The sequence below is a fragment of the Marinilabilia salmonicolor genome (assembly GCF_003003035.1).
Lineage (GTDB): Bacteria > Bacteroidota > Bacteroidia > Bacteroidales > Marinilabiliaceae > Marinilabilia > Marinilabilia salmonicolor_A.
On sequence record NZ_PVTS01000004.1, the window covers coordinates 178,055 to 199,114 of the forward strand.

Consider the following 21,060-nt stretch of genomic DNA (forward strand, 5'->3'; position numbering starts at 1 on the left):
CGATCGATGAAACAAGTTTGTATCATGTTGGGATTGCTTTTCCTTGGGATATCCTGTAAAACAGGAACCGAGGAAGCCAATCAGGTAGAAAAAATTTCCGGTTCTGATGAAATGCTGATTCGGATTTCAGAAATCCAAATCTATCAGAATTATCTGACGGAATATATTTCCATTCTTAAAGAAGAAGCTGAGGCATCTGTAAGGCTGGAACCGGGCGTAATCTCCATATTTCCCATGTTTCAGAAGGAAGATTCAACAGAATTTCGGATACTTGAAATTTACAGAAACAGGGAAGCTTATGAGTCTCACTTGAAAACCCCTCATTTCAAGAAATATAAAACCACTACACTGGATATGGTTGAATCTTTGAAACTGACAGATATGGTAGCAATAGACGAAGAAACCATGCTCGATATTTTTTCGAAATTGAACTTAGAAATGGCGGCTCAATAATTTTTGAAATTTTACTAATCAACTTTTTTTATGAAAACCAAGCGGGATCAACAATTACTTAACATCATGAGCCGGAATCCGGATAACTGGAAAGGTGTATTCTATTTCAACAGGAAAGACCCCCGGCTGGTGGTTCCCAAACAGATTCCATCAATGGGATGGACATTAAATTTTGCCAGCCCTTATTCCTGGATTACATTGATAGGGATTATTCTGATTATTATTGCTTCATCTTATTTCCTGTAGAAAATTAGCTTAATTATGAGACTGGATAAAAAACTTTTTCTTTTGATTATTTCCATCATGATTTTTGGATTCATTTCCTGCCGTACCATTCCCAAGGAAGCAACGGCTGTAAAGCCTTTTTACATAGAAAAGTATCTGGGTAAGTGGTACGAAATTGCCCGTTTGGATTTTAAATACGAGCGGAACCTCAACAATGTCACGGCTGAATATTCGTGGAATGATAACGGAACCATCAGGGTGGTCAACCGAGGTTACAATACCGTTGAAGAGGAATGGCAGGAGGCTATAGGTAAAGCCAAATTTGTAGGCGAAAAAAATGTAGCCAAACTGAAGGTTTCCTTTTTTGGCCCGTTTTATTCGGGCTATAACGTTATTGCCATCGATGAAGATTACCAATATGCGCTGGTTGCCGGTAAAAACCTGGATTATCTCTGGATTTTGTCCAGAGAAACGACCATTCCTGATGAGGTAAAAAAACAATACCTCAAAATTGCCCGGGACATTGGCTATGATACTTCTGATTTGTTATGGCCGGAGCATGATTAATTTTGCAACCGATCCATTTTCAACTGATGCTTGATGGATTTACGAATGCTTTTGAATTTTGGATGCAAGGCTTTAGGTCGCAGGGAGCTGGCCTTGAAAAGGAAGACCATAAGACTCAGCAGGCTCAGAATAACGAGCCATCCGTACAACTCTTTCATACTCACCATTATTGCTTGCTTTTGTAATACTCCAAACAACTCACCTTGTCCTATTTGGTGAACGCGCTGGTTCACACTGTCCAGGTTGGTGGAGAGCAGCATGAAATTTTTCTTTGCGGTAATGTTGAACAAATGGTGCAACAATGTAGATCCCAATAATGCTCCCAGAGAAGCACTTACAAATGCTTGAATTGTGATAGTTTGGGGGAATATCTGAAAAGAGATTCCCGACAAGGCTGTGATAAATGTGATAGCGATGATTACGTATCCTGCAGCTCTTAGCAGCAATGGGATAACCAGCATTTTTTTAGGTAAATCGAAATCTATGGTAAAATACATCATCATCAGGTAACCGGCAATCAGCATAAAACCAATGATGGTCATGGTTTTGTATCTCCATTTGCGAATGGCAAACACACGGTATGCAAAGATGGCACCCACAAAGGTTCCTGCCAGTACGATCCAGTTGAGCGAAGCCAGGTGCAGCGCATCATAACCAAGTATGGCTTCGGTGTAGATGTGCTCAAACAGGTGTACCGGACTCAGCAAAATATCTACCAGAATGTAAAGTAAAAAGGTCAGCCAGACATTCTTGATAGTCCAGGTTCTCAACTCTATGAGCGGGTGTCTGATGAAAGAAGCCCGCCACAGGTTAAGGATCAGGGAGATAACTCCCAGTGCAAGTCCTGCGCGAATATAATCTGAATCAAACCAGTCGTAATGTTCTCCATAGTTGAGGACAAAAATAAATGCCATGATGGTTGTGGCCCAAAGAATCCAGCCTGTCCAGTCGATTCCATACAGTGGGAGTTTTTTCATAAACACAAAACGTTTGAAAATGCCCTGTGTAACCAACACCACCATCAATAGTAATGCTATAATGACCCAATGCATATATTCCCAGGTACTGAGAAATGCTGTATATAGGGTGGCAATTCCGGATAGTTGAATGGAGCCCTGAACTAGTAAATAAATGTACACAAACCAAACGGCCATATCGCGTTTGGGGGTTATCCAAAGCTGGATTGTCGTGTTGCAGGCAAAGGTGCCCCACATTCTGAAAAATCCTGCGATGAAGGAAACCCCAACAAGGATGGGGACACTATCCGTGAAAATAACAATCAGGTTACAAAGAATGAGTGCTCCGGCAGTCATCAGCAGAGACGATTTTATGGTATAGGCAAATTTAAGCCGGAACATAACCACAAATGTCAGCGAAAGACCTACCAATGATGCATAACCGGCCATCAGAATATCTTCCTGTCGGAGCCCTAGTGAACCGGTCATGTCGCTAACAGCTGCCAGGTAAACACCACCCGACAACTGGTATATCAGCACAAAAATGACAAGTATCCAGGGTTTTATTTTCTCCGGAACAAAATCGTAGATGTCATGTATTTTAAAAGGTCTGTTGTCCCAGCTCATATTAGTAGATTACCTCACATTCCACATTCATTCCTGCTCGTAAAAGTGCCATATCTTCTTTGCTGTTGGCAGCCGAAAATTCAATACGAACCGGAATTCGTTGAGCGACCTTTACAAAGTTGCCGGAGGAGTTGTCTTGCGGAAACAAAGAGAAACTGGCACCGGTAGCTTCAGAGATTGCCTGCACCTGGCCTTTATAAACCCTGTCGGGGATGGCATCCACCATTATTTCCACTTCTCCTTTGGTTTGAATATTAGAGATTTGTGTCTCTTTGTAATTGGCTATAATCCAGATTTCCTCCTCATTTACCAGGTCGAATACAGGTTGTCCCGGTTGAATTAACTGTCCTTCTTCGATGTTTTTTCGTCCGGTAACTCCATCACAGGGAGCTGTTATTACGGTGTAGGAGAGATTCAGCCGGGCCAGTTCCAGGGCTGCTTCAGCGAGTTTTATTTGTGCCATGGTCTGATCCACACGCAGTGTCTGTTCATCCCTGACCAGAGATGTGGTGTTTTTTTGATGTAAAACCTGCTCGTGGCGGGCTTTGGCAGCTTCGTAGTTGGTTTTTACGTTGTCGTATTGCTGTTGGGTAACGGCCTTTTGTTCCAGCAGTTGCTGGTAACGCAGAAACTCTTTTTTCGCATTTTCCATCCGGATGCGGCTCTCTTCAATTCCTGCCTGAGAAACTTCAATGTTGCTGCTGGCTGTTCTGACAGCTGTGCCCATGGCTTCTTTGCCTGTTAGGGCTCTTTGATAATCAGCTTGAGCTTGTGCCAGACGGTATCGGTATTCCACATCTTCAATAACCACCAGCGTGTCGCCTTTCTTTACGCGTTGATATTCATCGGTGCAAATATTTTTGATGTACCCCTGAACCCGGCTGTGTACAGGGACTATTTGTTGTTTGATCTGAGCATTATCTGTAAACTCCACATTGCCCAGGTGGACAAAACGGCTGACAATCCATACCAGACATACTACCAGTAATAATCCAACTACGGTGTTATAGGCAATTTTCATCTTTTTGTTCTTCATTTCTTCAGGTATTTCTATGTTGTGTTTCTTGATAGCAGTTTGGGGATTGGCTTATAAAGAGCCCATTTCTCTCATCAGTTTGAAATAGCAAAAGACAACATCCAGACGGGCATTCACCACTTGTAATTCGGCTTTGAGTTTCATATTGCTGGCATCCAGCATTTCGGTAATCAGCACCAGATCGCTTAGATATCGCTTGTTGATTACTGAATAGTTTTCACTAGCCAATTGATAGCTTTTTTCGAAAGCATGGAGCTTTTCAAATGATTCTTTGTATCTGGTTTCTGCAGCATGCAAGGCTGTTTTTGTTTGTTCAATTTCGGCCTGATAAGCATGAGTTGCTGTATTGTAAGCCAATTTCGCGAGCCTGGTTTTATCTTTTGATTTATAGAGGGAGGCCAAATCGTATTTTAATGCCACTCCTACGTACCAGTAATTAAAATTTTTGTCGATTGGTGGAACCTCAATTGTGATAGGACCATCGAGATGGTCTCCACCAATAATTGCAATGGAAGGATACAGATTTGCTTTGGATAACTGTACATTTTTTCCGGCTAACTCTTGTTTTAGGGCCTGCATTCGGATGTCCTGTCGATTGGTTAAAGCTTCTCTCAAATAATCATTTTCCGAAGGAGTAATGACAGCTGCATGGTTTTGCACCGATGAGTCTGGCAGAATGATGACATCTTCTGTTAACCCAAGTGTTATTTGCAGGTGTTTGTTGATGATGCTGATGTTGTTTTCAATTTCAATGACTGCCAGTTTCAGGTTTTGCAGCATCAGTTCATAACGGGTTAGGTCGTTTTCCAGGGCCATTCCCTGGGTTAGCTTTGCTTGTACCTGGCGAACAACTTCATTGGCCTGATCGATGTTTTTGGCAAAAACTTTCTTCTGATTGTACAGTTTGTAAAGATCCAGGTATTGTCCGGCCACCAGAAATCTGATGTTTTGTGCATTTTTTGCATGTTCAAGTTCTGCAACCTGAGCTTCCAGACGAGATTTTTCTATAGTGTTGGATATTGCTCCACCTGCAAATACAACATAAGAGGCTTCAATGGAGAAATTGTTGCCAAAGTCGGGGATAGGCGCAGTGATGGAATTGGAGAAATTACGATCACTTATGGTTCCATCGCCCAGATACATTGCTGATACCCCTAGTTCAATGGAAGGTAGTTGTTGGTTTTTAGCGACCTTCACCGCCTGGCCGGATGTCTGAGTTGCCGATTTGGTGATTTTCAGGTAAGTACTGTTGCGTTCTGCGAGTGCAAAGGCGGAATCCAACGGTACTATTTGTTCTTTTTGTGCCTGCGCATTGCTTATTGTGCCTGCAAACAGAAGCAGGAATATTCCGTATTTTAAATTTTTCATTTTCTATTTTGATTGAAATATGTTTATGAAGTCCCTTTCAGACTGATCTCTTGTAGGCGATATAATTCCCTGGTTTCAGGGGATTTTCACTTACCGAGGTTGTACCAGAAATGGAACCTGTAATATTTTAAAAGACATAAGATTTTTTGGATATTGCAGTGATTTATTATATCTGGTATTTTGTGAGGGGCAAAGGTCGGTTCTTTTTAACTTTTTCTTTTTATCATTAGTTCCTCAATATTTGTCAATATTTCCTCATCTTTGTTTTTTGATTTTATAGATAAGTCTGAATTGAATGGTTCTGGAAAGATTATTTTTTGTAAAAAAAGGGGGGGGATAATGCTTATGCTCATGATGTAGGCTTTCAGAGGTTGATGAACTTTTTTATAATTCTAGTTAATGATGATTCTCAGATTTTATGCAAAAAAACATTTTATTTGTTAAAAAAAGAATAAGGCATGGGTTTTCAGGATGTTTTTCCAAACTCCGAATTGGCAGGTGATGATTTTCTCATTTCATTATCAGACAATCAACTGCCACTGGGAAGTTTACTGGCCAAGGCAGGAAGATGTTTTATTTGCTATTGTGTAGAGGGGAGTGCAGATGTTGAAGTAAATCTGACCAAACATCGGTTTGAAAAGTCAGAAATAATGGTGTTGTTTCCCAGTCAGATTGTGGAGCAGAAAAATGTTAGTAACGATTTTGAGGTCATGCACTTTTCTTTGGCACCTCATATTTTGCAGGAAGTTACTTTTCGTTTTCCACCTTCATTTCTTAGTTTTTTGCATCAGCATTTTTATTACAAAGTGGGCGAGGAAGCTATCAGGGAGGAACAAATACGATTCAATGTAATTCGGGAAAAATTTTCGGACACTCAAAATTTTTGTCGTAGAGAGATTCTTATTAATTTGTTACGTATTTATTTTCTGGAACTATATGATAAAATTCTGAAGAAGGATAGCTCTCAATCTCTTACTCGGCATAATCGTAAGGCTGAATTGTATGAGAATTTCTGTAATTTAGTGATGCAGCATCATAAAAAGCATCGAGATGTTAGGTTTTACGCAGATGCATTGAATATTTCTTCGAAGTATTTATCAATCATAACTTTCAAATATGTTGCCCATGGAGCCAAGCAATGGATTGATGATTATGTACTTCTGGAACTAAAGATACTGTTGAAATCTAGCAGTGACAGCCTTCAGAAGATTGCAGATGATTTTAATTTTGCGGATCTGGCTTTTATGTCCAATTATTTTAAAGCTCGGGAAGGAATGTCTCCCGGTCAGTACCGCAAAATATTTGGTTGAAAAAAGGTCGCTCTGGTTGGAGCGACCTTTTGAGGGCTTTGGGAAAAGGGTTAGGTTACTTAAGGAATTTCAGGTTAAAGCTTTGGTTATCCACACTAATCAACAAAAAGTAGATTCCACTCGGTAAGTCATTTAGGGTAACAGGATTATTGCCCGGTTGAGCCAGGAATTGCTTTACTGCAGCTCCATTGGAATTGTATATAATGGCTTCGAAGGGACCCTCTTCTTCGGCAGCAACTGAGATATTCAGCAGATTTACTACCGGATTGGGGTATATACTTACATTTGTTTCCTGCTTTTCCTGTTCCATGGTTGCTTTGTTGGCGGCAGATGCACTTCTGAGAGGGTTAAAACCGATGTAACCTCCGCAATGCATCCATTCGCTGTAAGAACCACCGCAACTTCCATCCTGCCAGACGCCGGTATTGGTTCCCTGGTCTTCCGCCTGCCAGGTAGCTCCGTCCACCTGAATATAGTCCACCTGGACATCGCGTCCGTCTCCGTCGTTTGTAAATTCCACATTGATTCCTCCTGTGGCCGAGGTGGTAATGGTGCGATTGGAAAAGCTTGTTCCCAATGTATAGTTGGCAACTTCAGTTCCACCTACTGTTACTCTCAGGTTTTCGCCACCGGAGGTACCTCTGGCTCTTACTACGATGCTGTGAGCACCTGAACCTGTATCACCGCCTGATGAGTCACCGCTGTCACCCTGATAAGTAATGTCTCCAAAGCCGATAACCCCGGAGCAGTGCATCATCTCACTATAGGAGCCCCCGCAACTGCCATCCTGATATACGGCAGTATTGTATTCCATATCTTCGGCTTGACGGGTCTCTCCGTGAATTTCAATCCAGTCAACCTGCACATCCCGGTCACCTCCGTCATTGTCGAATTCGAGGTTGAGATCTCCACGATCCACATACACCTCATATTCCTGCCAGCTGGTGGAAAGATTAATCCCTGCCTGCGCCTGGTTATCGATTAATACATTCAGGTGTTCGCCGCCTGCCATACCGCGGGCCCTTACTGTCAGTGTATATTCTCCGTCTCCCTGATCGCTGGTTCCTCCGCCGGTATCACCACCGGTATCACCGCCAGTGTCACCACCGGTTCCATCGGTACTCATGGACATACTGTAAACATCAGCAGTGCCACTGCTTTGATAACCTTCAACACAGAAAGATACTTCGTAGAAATTACCGAGATTCATCCCCATGCGCTCCCAGGCAGCAAAGTGATTGGCACAGGTAATGGTGCCACTGGTACGCTTTGAAGTACGTACACTCCAGTATTGCTGAAAAGTTTGAGTTCCCTCGATTGAAGGTTGCTGGGTGCGGGTGGTTTCATAAATTTCATAAGTTCCGCCATCGGTGGAAACGGTTCCTTTGGATGTTGCTCCCGGTGGACGCCAGCTTCCCCAGCTTTCTACAATGTAATATTCAACCAGAGGATTGGTTGTCCATCCATAAACACATAAATAGGAGTTACCCGATGGCTGGTAGTTGGCGCCATAATTAATTACCACATTTCGTCCTCCGGGACGTAGCCCCTTACGTGCAAGCAGGTTGCCAATATTGCTCCATTCAACACTGAAGGTTCCTCCGGAGCCCAGCGTCATACAGCCATTGCCATTGTCTTTCCAGTACTCATAGGTATAGCCTCCCTGACTGCCCTGATCATTTGAGCAGATGGTTTGAGCCTTCATCCCGCTAAACGAAATTAAGGCAATTACCCCGGTCAGGAGTAATGATTTTTTGTAGTTAAATTTCATAAGCATAAATGTTTGTCTGAAAATGATCTTTTCAGGATGGTTAGACAATTGTTAAAACTTGTTTGCAAATCTAAGGGTGAGTTAACTTTTGCGGTTGTATTTTTGTCTTTTAAGCTTGTATTTTTGTCTTTCTCTTTTGAAGTATCAGGTAAACAGGGGGCTTGCCATTAGCGGAAATGAGTAAATGAGCAATTTCCGCTTATGGCGTAACACAGTAAACGGGACTTTATGGACAGACTCTACTTTGTGCCTGTCCATAAACTAAGCAAATTCTGTTTTTAGAGCTGTTTCTGGTCAGAAAGTGCCAATTGCCAGGCTTGCGAAGCCGCCAAAAACTGAGTTTACTAATCGTAAATGAGTATTTTGGCGGCAAGCGTAACGACGCAAGTGGTACTTTATGGACAGAAACTACTTAGTCTGATTCTATACCGATGAAGAGTTGATTTTCAGTAATTTTTGGTTGTGGACGGCAATCAGGACAAGGCCTAAAGATATTTTTTCGGATAAAAATTTCAGATTTATTGTTGCAGGAAAAAATTTAGTTTCTATATTTGCACCGCTGTTAAACGAAACGGCATCACATAATAAATATTGGCCCAGTTGGCGGAATTGGTAGACGCGCTAGTTTCAGGGACTAGTATCCGTAAGGATGTGAAGGTTCGAGTCCTTTACTGGGCACAAAAAAAGCTCTTAATCAGATGATTAAGAGCTTTTTTTTATTTGTGCTTTTGTTTCAGGACATATCAAGAATGGTTTTTTTGATTATCCCGATGGCTTCCCGCAGTTGCTCTTCATTAATAACCAATGGAGGGGCAAAACGGATGATATGTTGATGAGTGGGTTTGGCAATCAGTCCGTTTTCTTTCATGGCAACACATACATCCCAGGCTTCTTTACCATTGGTGGGTTTGATGACAATGGCATTGAGTAGCCCTTTCCCTCGTACCAGTTCAATCATCCCGGAATCGATGTTTCTCATCTCTTCACGGAATATTTCACCTAAGCGCTCTGCATTTTCAGTCAGCTTTTCATCTTTTATTATCTGCAGGGCCTCCATGGCAACTTTGCAGGCCACCGGATTTCCGCCATAGGTGGAACCGTGTTCACCGGGCTTAATCACCAGCATGATGTCATCGTCGGCCAAAACAGCGGATACCGGATAGACGCCGCCTGAAATGGCTTTTCCAAGAATTAGTACATCCGGACGAACTCCCTCATGGTCACAAGCCAGCATTTTGCCTGTACGGCCAATTCCTGTTTGTACTTCATCGGCCATAAACAGTACATTGCGGGCTTTGCAAAGTTCACTGGCTTTTTTCAAAAAACCATCATCAGGAACATAAACACCTGCTTCTCCCTGAATGGGTTCTACCAGAAATCCGGCCACATTGGGATCCTCCAATTCACGCTTCAGAGCCTCTATGTCGTTGTATGGGATGGTGACAAAACCCGGTGTAAAGGGACCGTAATCACCATAACTGTCGGGATCTGATGACATACTGACTATGGTAATTGTTCGTCCGTGAAAATTACCTTCACAAACGATGATCTTAGCTTTGTTTTCAGGGATTCCTTTCTTTTTGTATCCCCATTTCCGACAAAGTTTCAGTGCGGTCTCATCAGCCTCGGCACCCGAATTCATCATCAATACCTTGTCATAATTGAAGTAACGGGTTACATACTCTTCAAATTCTCCCAATACGTTGTTGTAAAAGGCGCGTGAAGTGAGGGTAAGCTTTGATGCCTGTTCGTTCAGGGCTTTAATAATTCGTGGATGACAATGTCCCTGATTGACGGCGGAATAAGCGGAAAGGAAGTCAAAATAACGTTTGCCTTCCACATCCCAGACAAATATTCCTTCTCCTTTTTCCAGTACTACCGGAAGGGGATGATAGTTGTGGGCGCCGTATTTGTCTTCTCGTGCAATGTAATCTGCGGGGGTGACTGGTTGTTTCATAGCTACTGATTTAAAAAAGTGTGTAGATTATAGACTTGATTACCTACTCAAAATACGGAAATCTAAATGTCAAAAAAACTGAAATTTGTCAGTCAATTTGGAACCTATAAGGCATTTCAGATGAAAGGAAATTAGTCGTTAGGTAATTAGGTAATGGTTAGTAATGAGTGATTTTCTACTATCCTCAACCTGAACCTCAATCTCAGTCTCAACCTCAGCCTCTTAAAACCCCAGGTTCAGCGAAACATTAATCCTGCGCCCGGTAAGGTAATTGGGCACGGCATACTGACGGTTTTCCACATCACTTACCCAATAGTGAGAAATGGTGTTGCTGATGTCGAAAAGATTGAAAACTTCAAATCCCAGCCAGAAATCTTTGATCAATGGAAAGGAATTGTTTTTGTTAAGCCAGGGTTTAAGGTCTTTGGAAAACCCTATGTCCACCCGTCGATAGGGGGCCATTCGGTAGGTAGCCTTGTAACGGGGAGAGCGGGGAGGCCCAAAAGGGAGCCCTGTTCCATAAAAAAGACTCAAATGAACTTTAAATGTGGGATTGTTAGGGAGGTAATCCTGAAAGAAGAGAGAAAAGTTGAGCCGCTGATCCGAAGGTCTTGGAATATATCCGGGTTCACCTGGTTTGTTCCATGTATCCGTTTTTAAATCCTCTTCTGTTTTTAGCAGTGAAAGTGTGGCCCATGACTCTGTGCCGGATACAAATTCTCCGTGGAGCTTTAGATCCAGGCCCGTGGCATAACCAGTGGCTTCATTTTTACCTGAATAAAGAAGTCTTACATTGTCCACCTGGTAGGGAATGAGGTCATACAGATGTTTATAGTACGCTTCGGATGAAAATTTGAAGGGGCGTTGAAAAATGTTGAAATAATGGTCTATACCGCCCAGTATTTGTCTGGATTTTTGAGCATAAATGGTGTTGATTAGGCCCGATTGAGCCGGCCTGTATTCCTTATAAAAGGGCGGTTGAAAATACCATCCTCCGCTAAGTCTAAATCGGGTGTTCGGGGTTGTTAACGGGCGAATGGTAACCTGGAACCTTGGTGTCAGGTGAAGTTTCTCTTCCCGGTCGGAATAGATCAGGCGTGCTCCATAGTTTAACCGTATATTTCCCCATCCGGGTTTTAAGGTAGTTTGATGTGCTACATAAGTTTTTATATGGCGTGTTGCCAGTTCAATATCTGCGTTTCGGCTGTAGCTTAGCTCCAGATCAGGATTTCTGGGAATTGAGTATCCTGCGGAGTCAATTAACTCCCATTCATTAATGCGGTCCTTAAAATTTTCTTCTTCCAGGGATATACCCCAGTTGAGAGAATGATTTTCGCTGAACTGATGGTTTCCCTTAACTGAAATTGTATTGACTGTGGCAAAAAGATCGTTTCTTGCGTGTTGCAGGTATTCTCCAATACCAATGTTGGTGGCTGCCTGTGCATCGTCAAGCCCCTGGATTTCCTGCAACCAGTAAGCCCCTGCAATGTCGAATGTTTCTTCCTCGAAGGCACGGTAGTGACTAAGCATTAGTTCGTACCGATTGGTTGCCGAGGGCGTGAAATTTAACTTTACGGCGCCCATTCCTGTTTCGAATTTGTCTTCTTCCTGTCCTGCAAAATAAATTTTCAGTCTTTTGACATCACTCATCGTACCAAAATCTGTTTCACGGTCGGTGGGAATAAACCGGTATTTGTTGAGCGCATAATACCCAAGTACATTAATGGAAAGATATGTGTTGATTTTGTAGGAAAGGAATGCCTGAATATCGGTGAAATCGGGTTGATAATCTCCTTTGGTGTCCAGACTTCCCAAAAGGTAGCGATTGGTTTTGTGGCGGGCCCCGGTAAGCCATGTCATTTTGCCATTTGCTGCAGTACCTCCGGCATGAGCACTCATTCCCATCATGTTGATGTTCGCTCCTGCCGCAATGGAGTCCGGTTTTTTGTAACGTACATCCAAAACCGAACTCATTTTATCCCCATAATCCACACCAAAACCACCTGACGAGAAGTAAACCGATTCAACAAGATCGGGATTGACTATGCTGAGCCCCTCTTGCTGACCACTCCTTACCAGCTGTGGCCTGTGCAGTTTAAATCCGTTAAGATAAACCAAATTTTCGTCGAAGTTGCCCCCACGTACCCGGTATTGGCTGCTTAATTCGTTGTTGGAAGATACGCCCATCTGCGATTTTACTACTCCTTCAATTCCATATCCGGCAGCAGAGGGGAGTTGCAGTGTTAAATCAGGGTTTAGGCGTTGTGATGATTGGTCTGTTTCTGAACGGGCCGTTACCTCCACTTCGCCTACTTCCCGAATACGCTTCTCTAAAATTACCATCAAGGGGCTTTCCCCTGATTCAATGCTTTTTATGGGTAATTCTTTGGGGAGGTATTCAAGGTGGGAAAACTGTAACGCACCAGTAAAACCGGGGGGGACTGTAATTTCAAAAGAGCCGTTTGCTGCGGTTGTGGTGCCGGTGGAACTCCCCTGTATTATGATATTCACAAGCTCCAAAGGTTCTCCTGATTCATTGACTACACGACCATTAATATGTATGTTGTCCTGGGCCGAGACAGTTAAACCAAAAATCAGAAGAAATATAAGTAGTTGTGTTATTTTCATATTACAGGGAGGTGACCTAATACGTTTTGAACGTAAAAATAACCAAAAAATTGGCAGTAGAGAGAGATTGATTCTTTTTACATAAAAGTTAGAGATTGCTTCGCTTGCCTTCAATGAGTTGTTTATCCGGTCTTTATACGATGAGAGGGAGTGCTTTTTAGGAAAACCGATGGTTAAATCCTCAGGAACTTGTAAAGCTTTGTCATTGGTGGCATAGTGAAACAATCTCTTTGGGAACAGGAAAATGGTAATTAATAATTGATTGTTGCCGTTTCCTTATCATTTTTCACGGCACACAGATTGCCACACATGCTGCAGTGGTCTTCATCGTGGCTTTCTGATTCCTTTTTGCGTTTTCGGGCCATCTCCGGATCCAGGGCCTGATTGTACATGGTTTCCCAGTCCAGGTCGCGGCGTGCTTTCGACATCGAAAAATCTTTCTCCGCCACACCGGGAATTTTGTTGACCAGATCGGCACTATGGGCCGCAATTTTGCTGGCGATAACTCCATTTCTGACGTCCCCGGCATTGGGAAGACACAAATGCTCGGCAGGGGTTACATAACAGAGAAAATCCGCTCCGTGGATCGCAGCGACAGTTCCTCCTATGGCACCTGTAATATGGTCATATCCCGGTGCGATATCTGTGGTCAGTGGCCCTAATACATAAAAAGGAGCCTCGTGACAAACCCGTTTCATGAGGCGCATATTGGTTTCAATCTGGTCGAACGGCATGTGTCCCGGACCTTCCACCATTACCTGCACGCCTCTTTTCCGTGCACGGTCCACCAACTCTCCCAGTACCAACAGTTCCGCTATCTGGCCCCGGTCGGTGGCATCAGCACCGGCACCCGGTCTTAAGCCGTCACCCAGACTAATGGTTACATCATATTTTTCGCAGATGTCGAGGATGCGGCCATATTGTTCGTAAAGAGGATTCTCGGCATTGTTTTCCGCCATCCATCGCTTGATGATGGCTCCCCCTCGACTTACGATGCCGCAAACACGCTCATCTTTTTGCATAAAAGAAACTGTGGAACGGGTAACTCCGCAATGAAGGGTCATGAAATCGACACCTGCTTCTGCCTGAAATTCTATTTCCCTGAATAATTCTTCCGGATCCAGTTGGGCTACATTTTTTTCATCTGTCAGCAGACGTGTGGCCACACTGTAAATGGGCACTGTTCCCACCATTACCGGGGATGTTTTCAGTATGGTTTGGAGTATCTTTTTTAAATCACCACCGGTAGAAAGATCCATAATGGCATCGGCACCGTGTTTTACAGCGATATACATCTTTTCCAGTTCCTCCTTCAGGTTACAGTGTTTTTCAGAAGTTCCCAGATTTGCATTTATCTTGGTGGTTAAACCGGCCCCTATGGCACGTGGTTCAAAATGGTGATTTGTGTTTTTGGGGATAACAATTCTGCCTTGGGCGATTTCCTGACAGAGCCATTGTTCATCTACTTTTTCGTGGTTGGCAACAGCTTTCATTTCGGGAGTGATTTCTCCAGAAATGGCGTATTGAAGTTGTGTAGGCATCTTTTGGATTTTAAGTGTTTGATGTTGATTATTAAAAGGCGGATTGCAATCGTTTTTGCAGTTCCTTTATCCGGCCTTCAAAATTTTTGGTTTGCATGAAATGTCTTACCATAGCAATATTGCGAGCTCCGGTTTCTAATACTTCATCCAGATTTTCCGGAAATATGCCACCAATGGCAATTACCGGAACATTGGCAAGCTTCAGAACTTCTGACAGATGCTTTGTGCCCACCGGAGGATCGGGATTGGCTTTTGCATTGGTAGGATAGACGGGCCCGAAACCAATGTAATCGGGCTTTTGCTCCAGGGCCTTTCTGGCCTGATCCAGTGAGTGCGTGGATAAACCGATCTTAATATCTCCAACAATTTTTCGGGCATCTTCCGGAGTCAGGTCATCTTGTCCCAGATGAAGAAAATCGGCATTACACAACCGGGCGATATCGGGTCGGTCATTGATTACCAGTCGGGTGTTGGTGCTCCTGGTAACGGCCCGCAGGTCTCGTGCAATTTTTAAAAGCTCCCGGTCAGGGAGGTGTTTTTCACGCAACTGCATCATGCTGATATTGTTTTCCACACATTTTTCAGCGATGGTCGTGTAGGGGAGAATAGGCCGGGTGATTATGATATAAACACCCGGGTCTTGAATGTTTGAATCTTGCATCATCATTTAATTATTTGCAGATTCCATGATCGCTTCTTTGGCGAGTTTTTCAGAAATTATCCCGGCCACTTTTTGCCCCGAAAGCAGCATCCCTCCAAAGATTGGCCCCATGCGATAACTCCCGCTGGTTCCGTTGGCCGCCATGCCTGAAACAAATAGTCCGGGAAAGACTTCTTTGGTATTGTCAACGGTGGTTCTTTCTGCTTCTTCCACCGCCAGGGAGCGTTCTCCCATTACTTTACCTGAGGGAGTATCGATCTTAATGTCGTTTTTGCGTGCCACCGTGTGTACGATTTCACAATCGTGACCTGTCCCGTCAATAACGGCTTTGGCCATGATGATAAGTGGATCCACATGCATCCCTTCGCGGTGAACCGGGGCCCAGTTGATTACAAGGCCGCTCACTATGTTGTTATGAAAGACCACATCTTCGATGGAGGTGCAGTTGAAAATCCTGGCTCCGGCTTTGGTGGCATGATAGGTTAGGGCTGAGGTTGCGTGCACCGAATCAACGGTGTAATAATCGTCGCGGTAATGTTTGTATTCGATCCCCAGTTCCTTAAGTATGTGCAGTGCTTCTTTCTGTACCATGATCTCGTTGAACATCATGGCACCACCCCACATACCACCTCCGGGAGCGAGTTTGCGTTCAAAAAGAGCCACTTTTTTTCCGGTTTTGGCCAGATAATAAGCAGCAATCAGTCCTGATGGTCCCCCGCCAACAATGGCAACATCAACAGCAAGGTTTTCTTTGAGTTTCGAAAAGTAGGAATCGATGATTCCTGAAGAGACAATTTGTTCCATAGTAAATGATTTTTAAATATTAATCAAAAATCTATGGAGTGCTAAAGTAAAAGGAGAGCATACGACGAAACACGTCTTCCCTTCGCAGGCATTACCCTGAGCAGGTTTAAAGGGTATGATCTCAGCCTTAAAATAAGGCACCCCCAGATTGTTTTGGTATTACAAATGTAGCGGTAGTTTTTTAATAACAAAGAGTAGTAGCAGAAAAAAAGACCCTGTGTGGATAACACAGAGTCTTTATTCTTAAGAGTTTTATTTTCTACCAGCGTTGGTGTACATCAGCCTTGATGTATTTCTCATAAATGTCATTCATCGCCTGAAATTTGTCCTGCGACAGAGTGGGTAAATCAAATACCGATAAGTTGGATTTTACATGATCAACCGAGGAAGCACCGGGGATGATACAGCTGACTTCCTTGAATTGCAAAATCCACTGAAGGGCTATTGGAGCCAGATTTTCCTGACCGGGGAATAATTTTTTAAGTTCATCCACTGCTTTGAGTCCTTTGTCAAAGTCAATGCCGGCAAAGGTTTCTCCTTTGTCAAAGGCAGCTCCGTCCCGGTTGAAATTCCGGTGGTCTTCTGCATTAAAAGTTGTGTTGGAATCGAATTTTCCGGTAAGCAAGCCACTGGCCAAAGGTACTCTGACAATGATACCTACGTCCTTTTTAGCAGCCTCTTTGAAGAACAGCTCTTTGGGACGTTGGCGGAAAACATTGAAGATAATCTGTACAGTGTTAACATTGGGATATTCAATGGCTTTGATGGCTTCTTCTACTTTCTCTACACTGACTCCGAGATTTTTGATTTTTCCCTGATCTTTCAGTTTGTCAAAGCGTTCGAAAATTTCCGGACGATAAAAAACATCGGTGGGAGGGCAGTGCAACTGGATAAGATCCAATGCTTCCAATCCGGTTCTCTTCAGACTGTCTTCCACAAATTTTTGGAGCACATCGGGTTGATATCCTTCGTTGACATGAGGATTGATCTGGCGTCCGCACTTGGAGGCCACATAAATATCTTCGGAGCGTGAGCGAACCACACGCCCTACTGCCTTTTCGCTTAAACCGCTTTCATATACATCGGCGGTATCGATAAAATTTACACCATTGTCAATGGCTGTATTGATGATTTCGTCAGCTTTTTTATCGTCAAAGCCGGAACCCCATTTTCCTCCGACCTGCCAGGTTCCAAGAGAAATTTCAGAAATCTTAAGTCCTGTTTTTCCTAATGTTCTGTAATTCATGATTAAGTGGTTTATTTTGATTTTTTGAATTGACTGCAATAGGTGTTGCATGAAAATGCAATCGATTGCTTTGTTTAGTAGGTCAAATTTACAAAATAATAGTGAGCTTAAAAATGGAAAGCCGTCTGATTATATTTCAATTTTTTTTTCAAAAACTGAAATGCTATTTTTGCCACTCACTTTTTTCAGGCAACATGAGTATTTCTTCTTTTATTATTCTCGGGGTAGGACTTTCTGTTGACAGTCTGGCAGCAAGTATTACCACAGGGGCATGCTCCATAAAACTCAGGGTTTCACAGATTTTTAAAGTGGCTCTTTATATGGCAGTTTTTCAGGCCTCCATGCCCTTGCTTGGTTGGTTCATCGGGAGCAGTTTTAAAGGTCTTGTTGCAGCATATGATCACTGGATAGCACTTCTTTTATTAGGTTCTATTGGGGGGAAACTGATTTATGATGGATTGAGAAAAGCAGAAGAGGAATCTTCTTGTCTTTGTCCATCCAGTCATTTCGTTCTTGCAGGTATGGCCCTGGCAACAAGTATAGATGCTCTGGTGGTTGGTATTGGGTTCGGGGTATTAAGTATTCACATCTGGATGGCTGTTTTCATAATTGGAATCACTACTTTTTTCTTCTCTGTTGCTGGTGTGTTATTAGGAATGACCATCGGTGAACGACTCAATAAAGGACTTGAAGTACTGGGCGGACTAGTGCTTATTGGGATGGGACTTAGAATTTTTCTTTCTCACACTATTGAATTCATTAAATAAATATTATAATTTAGGAAACCCTTTTTGAACGGTATTGTTATTCGGACAAAGGAATTTTGTCTGTTGATTATTAGTGGGTTGCTTGTTTTTTGATGTTTGCATTTATTTCTGGTTTTCGGATTTTTTCCGTTTAACCCTTTATTTTTAATCAAAAAGAGTCATTATGAAGAAACAAGCGATTACTTTAGGACGCATTGGTATTCTATTGCCTATAGCGGGTTTTATTCCCATATTGGGTTCTGTAGCCGGATTAGCGTCTTTTATTTTACTTTTGATGTCTTATCATCAGTTTTCAAAGGTATTTGAGAATCCACCTATTTTTAAGAAAACATTGATTGGATATTTGGTGCCGATAATTGCTACAATTATTGGAACCATAGTTATTTTAATTGGAGCCGGATCTGCCTTGGTAACCTTGTCCTCCGACGGATTTGATCCCGAAAATATGCAACAGTTGATAACCGTGTTGTTTGAAAGTGGTGTGACCATTTTTGGTCTATTATTGCTTTTAGTTGGTACGATTATAGGGGCCTATTATATGTTCCAGGGATTGAAAGCGCTGGCTGCATCCTCTGGTGTTAAAACTTTTAGAACAGCGGGATTGCTTTATTTTATCGGAGCTATTGGTCTTCTGCTGTTTGGTTTAGGAGCCTTTGTGATGTTTGTTGCATGGATTATCCACGTTGTGGCTTATTTTTCCATTCAGGCTGAAGAACCGATTGTTGAACAGGCAGTATAAAGGCTATTTTTTATTTTATACAAAGCCCGGCTGTCACCAGTCGGGCTTTTTTCTATTTTAGATCACTATTGTCCGGGAATGAAAGAGGATTGTTGCGCTCTGCTATCAATGACAGATTAGGTGCGGCGGATTCCAATCCGCCATTTCGTCTTTAACGGCGGATCGGCTTCGGCTTTGCCGCTTTCCCAAGAAAGAATCCGCCGCACCTGCTTTACAAATAATCTTTCCTGGAGTATTAATTGAGCATCTCAGCTTGTCATATTCCCATTATGCCTCAAAATTTAATTGAGGTGCGAACTTGCGATGCCCCCTGCCAACGCTGAATATCCTGCAAAAGCCCGTCATTGCGAAAGTAATGAAGCAATCTCAATTTTTTAACCGGACACCAATGATTTTATATTTATGGGGAAATTTTTCTGAGAATAATAAGAGGTCCTGTTTTTTTTGGCATAAAAAAAGCCCGTCAACAGACGGGCTTAATATTTTTAGCGAAGTAGAAAAATCTGACTAAGCTAATTTCACATCTACAGCATTAAGTCCTTTTCTACCTTCGGTAAGTTCAAAAGTTACTTCATCGCCTTCGTTGACTGTGTCAATCAAACCTGTGGCGTGTACAAAATACTCTTTCTGTGTTTCGTCTTCTTTAATAAAACCAAAACCTTTGCTCTCGTTAAAGAATTTTACTGTTCCTTTGTTCATGATAAATATTTAATAAAAATTTGATGGGTGCAAGGTATGGTTTATTTTTGAAAATCACATCTTTTTCCAAAAAAAATGACATTTTTCTCCCTGATTTAGTCTTTTTTACAAAGCGGGAACTTTCCTTTATAACTATTGTAATCCCGGCCAATAAGTTTCGAATAAATCCCGGGTAAACCGATCTGAAAGGAGCATTGCTCCGGTTTTATAATACTTTAACGTTCTTTTAACCCCCTTTGTTTATCGGGGCATTACATTTGTTGCGTTCACTATCATAGAGTTAAGTGAAAGAGAAACGTGAACTTTTTGGTGGTAATTGCGTAATTATCCTGGTTAATAGAAATTTTTACTGAATGAGATATCATCTGGCTTTTTTGTGGGTTTTAGTGTTGTTGGTTGGAACCATTGATTGGTTTTTGTGGCGAATTTTAATGACCGAAGAAGCACGTTCAGGTTGGCGTAAATGGTTGGCTATTTCCGGATTAATAGTACTTCCGGTATTGTTCTTATCCGGTTTTCTTTATTTCGGAACTCAAATTCCGGAGGCTGCTTCGCATGAAATTTACAATGCTTTCGGTACTTTTCTGACTTTATTTCTTTTGGTGTATCTTCCAAAAGTTTTTTTTCTGGTGGTTTATGGTATCGGGCGAATTCCTGATGCTATCCCCCGAAAACCGGCCCGTCAACCAGAGCGTCATTATCCCCGCATTACAAGAGCGAAATTTTTGAGTCAGGTAGGCATCATCATAGCCACGGCCCCTTTTGTGTCACTTCTTTTTGGTGTGCTAAAGGGTCGGTATGCCTTTTATACCCGCCATGTAAAACTTAATTTTCCCAATTTACCCAGGGCTTTTGACGGTCTTCGGATCGTTCAGATTTCTGACCTGCATTTGGGCAGTTTCGGATCCAATCGGGAACCACTGAAAGAGGCAGTCTCGTTAATAAATGAGGAGAAACCTGACCTCGTGCTTTTTACGGGTGATCTGGTAAATAATTTTGCAGGAGAAACCCGTGGTTGGGAAGAGATATTGGGAAAAATTAATGCTTCTATGGGTAAATATTCCATTCTCGGGAATCATGATTATGGTGATTACAGTACCTGGCCTTCGGAACAAAGAAAAGCAGCCAACTTTAAAAGTATTGTTGCGGCTAACCGGAAATTGGGTTTTCAGTTGTTACGTAATGAGTCGGTTACTCTGCAAAAAGATGGAGAATCCATTGCTGTGAGTGGTGTTGAAAATTGGGGACTCCCCCCATTTCCTCAATATGGAGACTTGGAGAGTACCTGGAATCAGACAAATGGAGAACCTTTTAAAATTTTGATGTCGCACGATCCCGACCATTGGGATGCGGAAGTAATCGGCAGAAAAAAGTATGATCTTACACTCGCCGGACATACGCATGGTATGCAGTTTGGTTTTGAAATTGGAAAATACAACTGGAGTCCTGCCAAGTATAAGTTTAAGCGATGGGCCGGATTGTATCAGGTCGGCAAACAGTTCCTCTATGTGAACCGAGGACTGGGTTATCTGGGAATGCCTGCGCGTGTGGGTATGCCTCCGGAAATTACCGTTTTCACTTTGAAGAGGGGATAGGGCTTTTTATTGCAGGGCGTGGTCAGTGGTCAGTAGTCAGTAGTCAGTAGTCAGTAGTTGAGGCAGAAGGCAGAATTGATGGCTGCGTGCTGTGACTTGTTCTAAAAAAG

18 protein-coding genes, 1 tRNA gene and 1 riboswitch are annotated in these 21,060 nt (G+C 42.6%); of the genes, 8 read left to right on the top strand and 11 right to left on the bottom strand.

The features are described from left to right. Positions 1-6 precede the first annotated feature (6 nt). Genes BY457_RS05645 through BY457_RS05655 form a run of 3 tightly spaced genes read left to right on the top strand, consistent with a single transcriptional unit; the run spans position 7 to position 1,245 of the window. Positions 7-453, top strand: coding sequence for a putative quinol monooxygenase (locus tag BY457_RS05645; RefSeq protein ID WP_106152354.1), 447 nt, complete (start codon positions 7-9; stop codon positions 451-453). Positions 454-483: 30 nt separating this feature from the next. Further along, positions 484-699, top strand: coding sequence for a DUF5808 domain-containing protein (locus BY457_RS05650; protein ID WP_219885138.1), 216 nt, complete (start codon positions 484-486; stop codon positions 697-699). Between the two features lie 15 nt (positions 700-714). Further along, entirely contained in the window at positions 715-1,245 is a 531-nt protein-coding gene (locus BY457_RS05655; RefSeq protein ID WP_106152356.1) for a lipocalin family protein, read from the top strand. Here the strand turns inward: BY457_RS05655 and BY457_RS05660 are convergent. From BY457_RS05660 to BY457_RS05670, 3 genes are read right to left on the bottom strand one after another with little or no spacing between them, the layout of a single operon-like run. Beyond that, positions 1,242-2,828, bottom strand: a complete 1,587-nt coding sequence (locus tag BY457_RS05660; protein WP_106152357.1) for a hypothetical protein — start codon at positions 2,826-2,828, stop codon at positions 1,242-1,244. The genes BY457_RS05655 and BY457_RS05660 overlap by 4 nt on opposite strands. Before the next feature lies 1 nt (position 2,829). Next, positions 2,830-3,864, bottom strand: coding sequence for an HlyD family secretion protein (locus BY457_RS05665; RefSeq protein WP_106152358.1), 1,035 nt, complete (start codon positions 3,862-3,864; stop codon positions 2,830-2,832). 51 nt (positions 3,865-3,915) lie between these two features. Further along, the gene (locus BY457_RS05670) at positions 3,916-5,232 is read right to left on the bottom strand and encodes a TolC family protein (RefSeq protein ID WP_106152359.1); all 1,317 of its coding nucleotides are present in this window, start codon (positions 5,230-5,232) and stop codon (positions 3,916-3,918) included. A 458-nt stretch (positions 5,233-5,690) separates the two neighbouring features. Here BY457_RS05670 and BY457_RS05675 point away from each other — a divergent pair, with 458 nt between their 5' ends. Then, on the top strand, positions 5,691-6,542 hold the full coding sequence (locus tag BY457_RS05675) for an AraC family transcriptional regulator (RefSeq protein ID WP_106152360.1): 852 nt from the start codon (positions 5,691-5,693) through the stop codon (positions 6,540-6,542). Positions 6,543-6,597: 55 nt separating this feature from the next. Here BY457_RS05675 and BY457_RS05680 read toward each other — a convergent pair whose 3' ends face one another. Further along, positions 6,598-8,313 (bottom strand): glycoside hydrolase family 11 protein, encoded by a 1,716-nt coding sequence (locus tag BY457_RS05680; protein ID WP_181256392.1) that lies wholly within the window; start codon positions 8,311-8,313, stop codon positions 6,598-6,600. Positions 8,314-8,907: 594 nt separating this feature from the next. On the opposite strand from BY457_RS05680, the gene BY457_RS05685 reads away from it, so the two are divergent. Continuing rightward, positions 8,908-8,991: transfer RNA gene (locus tag BY457_RS05685), tRNA-Leu, on the top strand. A gap of 55 nt (positions 8,992-9,046) precedes the next feature. Here BY457_RS05685 and rocD read toward each other — a convergent pair. The 6 genes from rocD to BY457_RS05715 all read right to left on the bottom strand — a co-directional run bounded on the left by rocD (position 9,047) and on the right by BY457_RS05715 (position 17,150). Then, positions 9,047-10,270 (bottom strand): ornithine--oxo-acid transaminase, encoded by a 1,224-nt coding sequence (gene rocD, locus BY457_RS05690; protein WP_106152362.1) that lies wholly within the window; start codon positions 10,268-10,270, stop codon positions 9,047-9,049. Between the two features lie 222 nt (positions 10,271-10,492). Continuing rightward, a complete protein-coding gene (locus BY457_RS05695; RefSeq protein ID WP_106152363.1) occupies positions 10,493-12,898 on the bottom strand; it encodes a TonB-dependent receptor in 2,406 nt (801 codons plus the stop codon). A gap of 251 nt (positions 12,899-13,149) precedes the next feature. Beyond that, positions 13,150-14,439, bottom strand: coding sequence for a phosphomethylpyrimidine synthase ThiC (thiC, locus tag BY457_RS05700; protein ID WP_106152364.1), 1,290 nt, complete (start codon positions 14,437-14,439; stop codon positions 13,150-13,152). Positions 14,440-14,470: 31 nt separating this feature from the next. Further along, the gene (gene thiE / locus BY457_RS05705) at positions 14,471-15,103 is read right to left on the bottom strand and encodes a thiamine phosphate synthase (RefSeq protein ID WP_258176631.1); all 633 of its coding nucleotides are present in this window, start codon (positions 15,101-15,103) and stop codon (positions 14,471-14,473) included. A gap of 3 nt (positions 15,104-15,106) precedes the next feature. Beyond that, positions 15,107-15,904, bottom strand: coding sequence for a sulfide-dependent adenosine diphosphate thiazole synthase (locus BY457_RS05710; protein ID WP_106152366.1), 798 nt, complete (start codon positions 15,902-15,904; stop codon positions 15,107-15,109). 60 nt (positions 15,905-15,964) lie between these two features. Then, positions 15,965-16,059: riboswitch (TPP riboswitch) on the bottom strand. 104 nt (positions 16,060-16,163) lie between these two features. Next, positions 16,164-17,150, bottom strand: coding sequence for an aldo/keto reductase (locus BY457_RS05715; RefSeq protein ID WP_106152367.1), 987 nt, complete (start codon positions 17,148-17,150; stop codon positions 16,164-16,166). 194 nt (positions 17,151-17,344) lie between these two features. Between BY457_RS05715 and BY457_RS05720 the strand changes: the two genes are divergently transcribed. Both BY457_RS05720 and BY457_RS05725 read left to right on the top strand, forming a co-directional pair. After that, positions 17,345-17,917 (top strand): manganese efflux pump MntP, encoded by a 573-nt coding sequence (locus tag BY457_RS05720; RefSeq protein ID WP_181256395.1) that lies wholly within the window; start codon positions 17,345-17,347, stop codon positions 17,915-17,917. 163 nt (positions 17,918-18,080) lie between these two features. Then, positions 18,081-18,656: a DUF996 domain-containing protein gene (locus tag BY457_RS05725; protein WP_106152370.1), complete on the top strand. Its 576-nt coding sequence runs from the start codon at positions 18,081-18,083 to the stop codon at positions 18,654-18,656. 507 nt (positions 18,657-19,163) lie between these two features. Here BY457_RS05725 and BY457_RS05730 read toward each other — a convergent pair. Continuing rightward, complete coding sequence (locus tag BY457_RS05730) at positions 19,164-19,355, bottom strand: cold-shock protein (protein ID WP_106152371.1); 192 nt, start codon at positions 19,353-19,355, stop codon at positions 19,164-19,166. 353 nt (positions 19,356-19,708) lie between these two features. Here BY457_RS05730 and BY457_RS05735 point away from each other — a divergent pair, with 353 nt between their 5' ends. Further along, entirely contained in the window at positions 19,709-20,950 is a 1,242-nt protein-coding gene (locus BY457_RS05735; RefSeq protein WP_106152373.1) for a metallophosphoesterase, read from the top strand. Positions 20,951-21,060 lie beyond the last annotated feature (110 nt).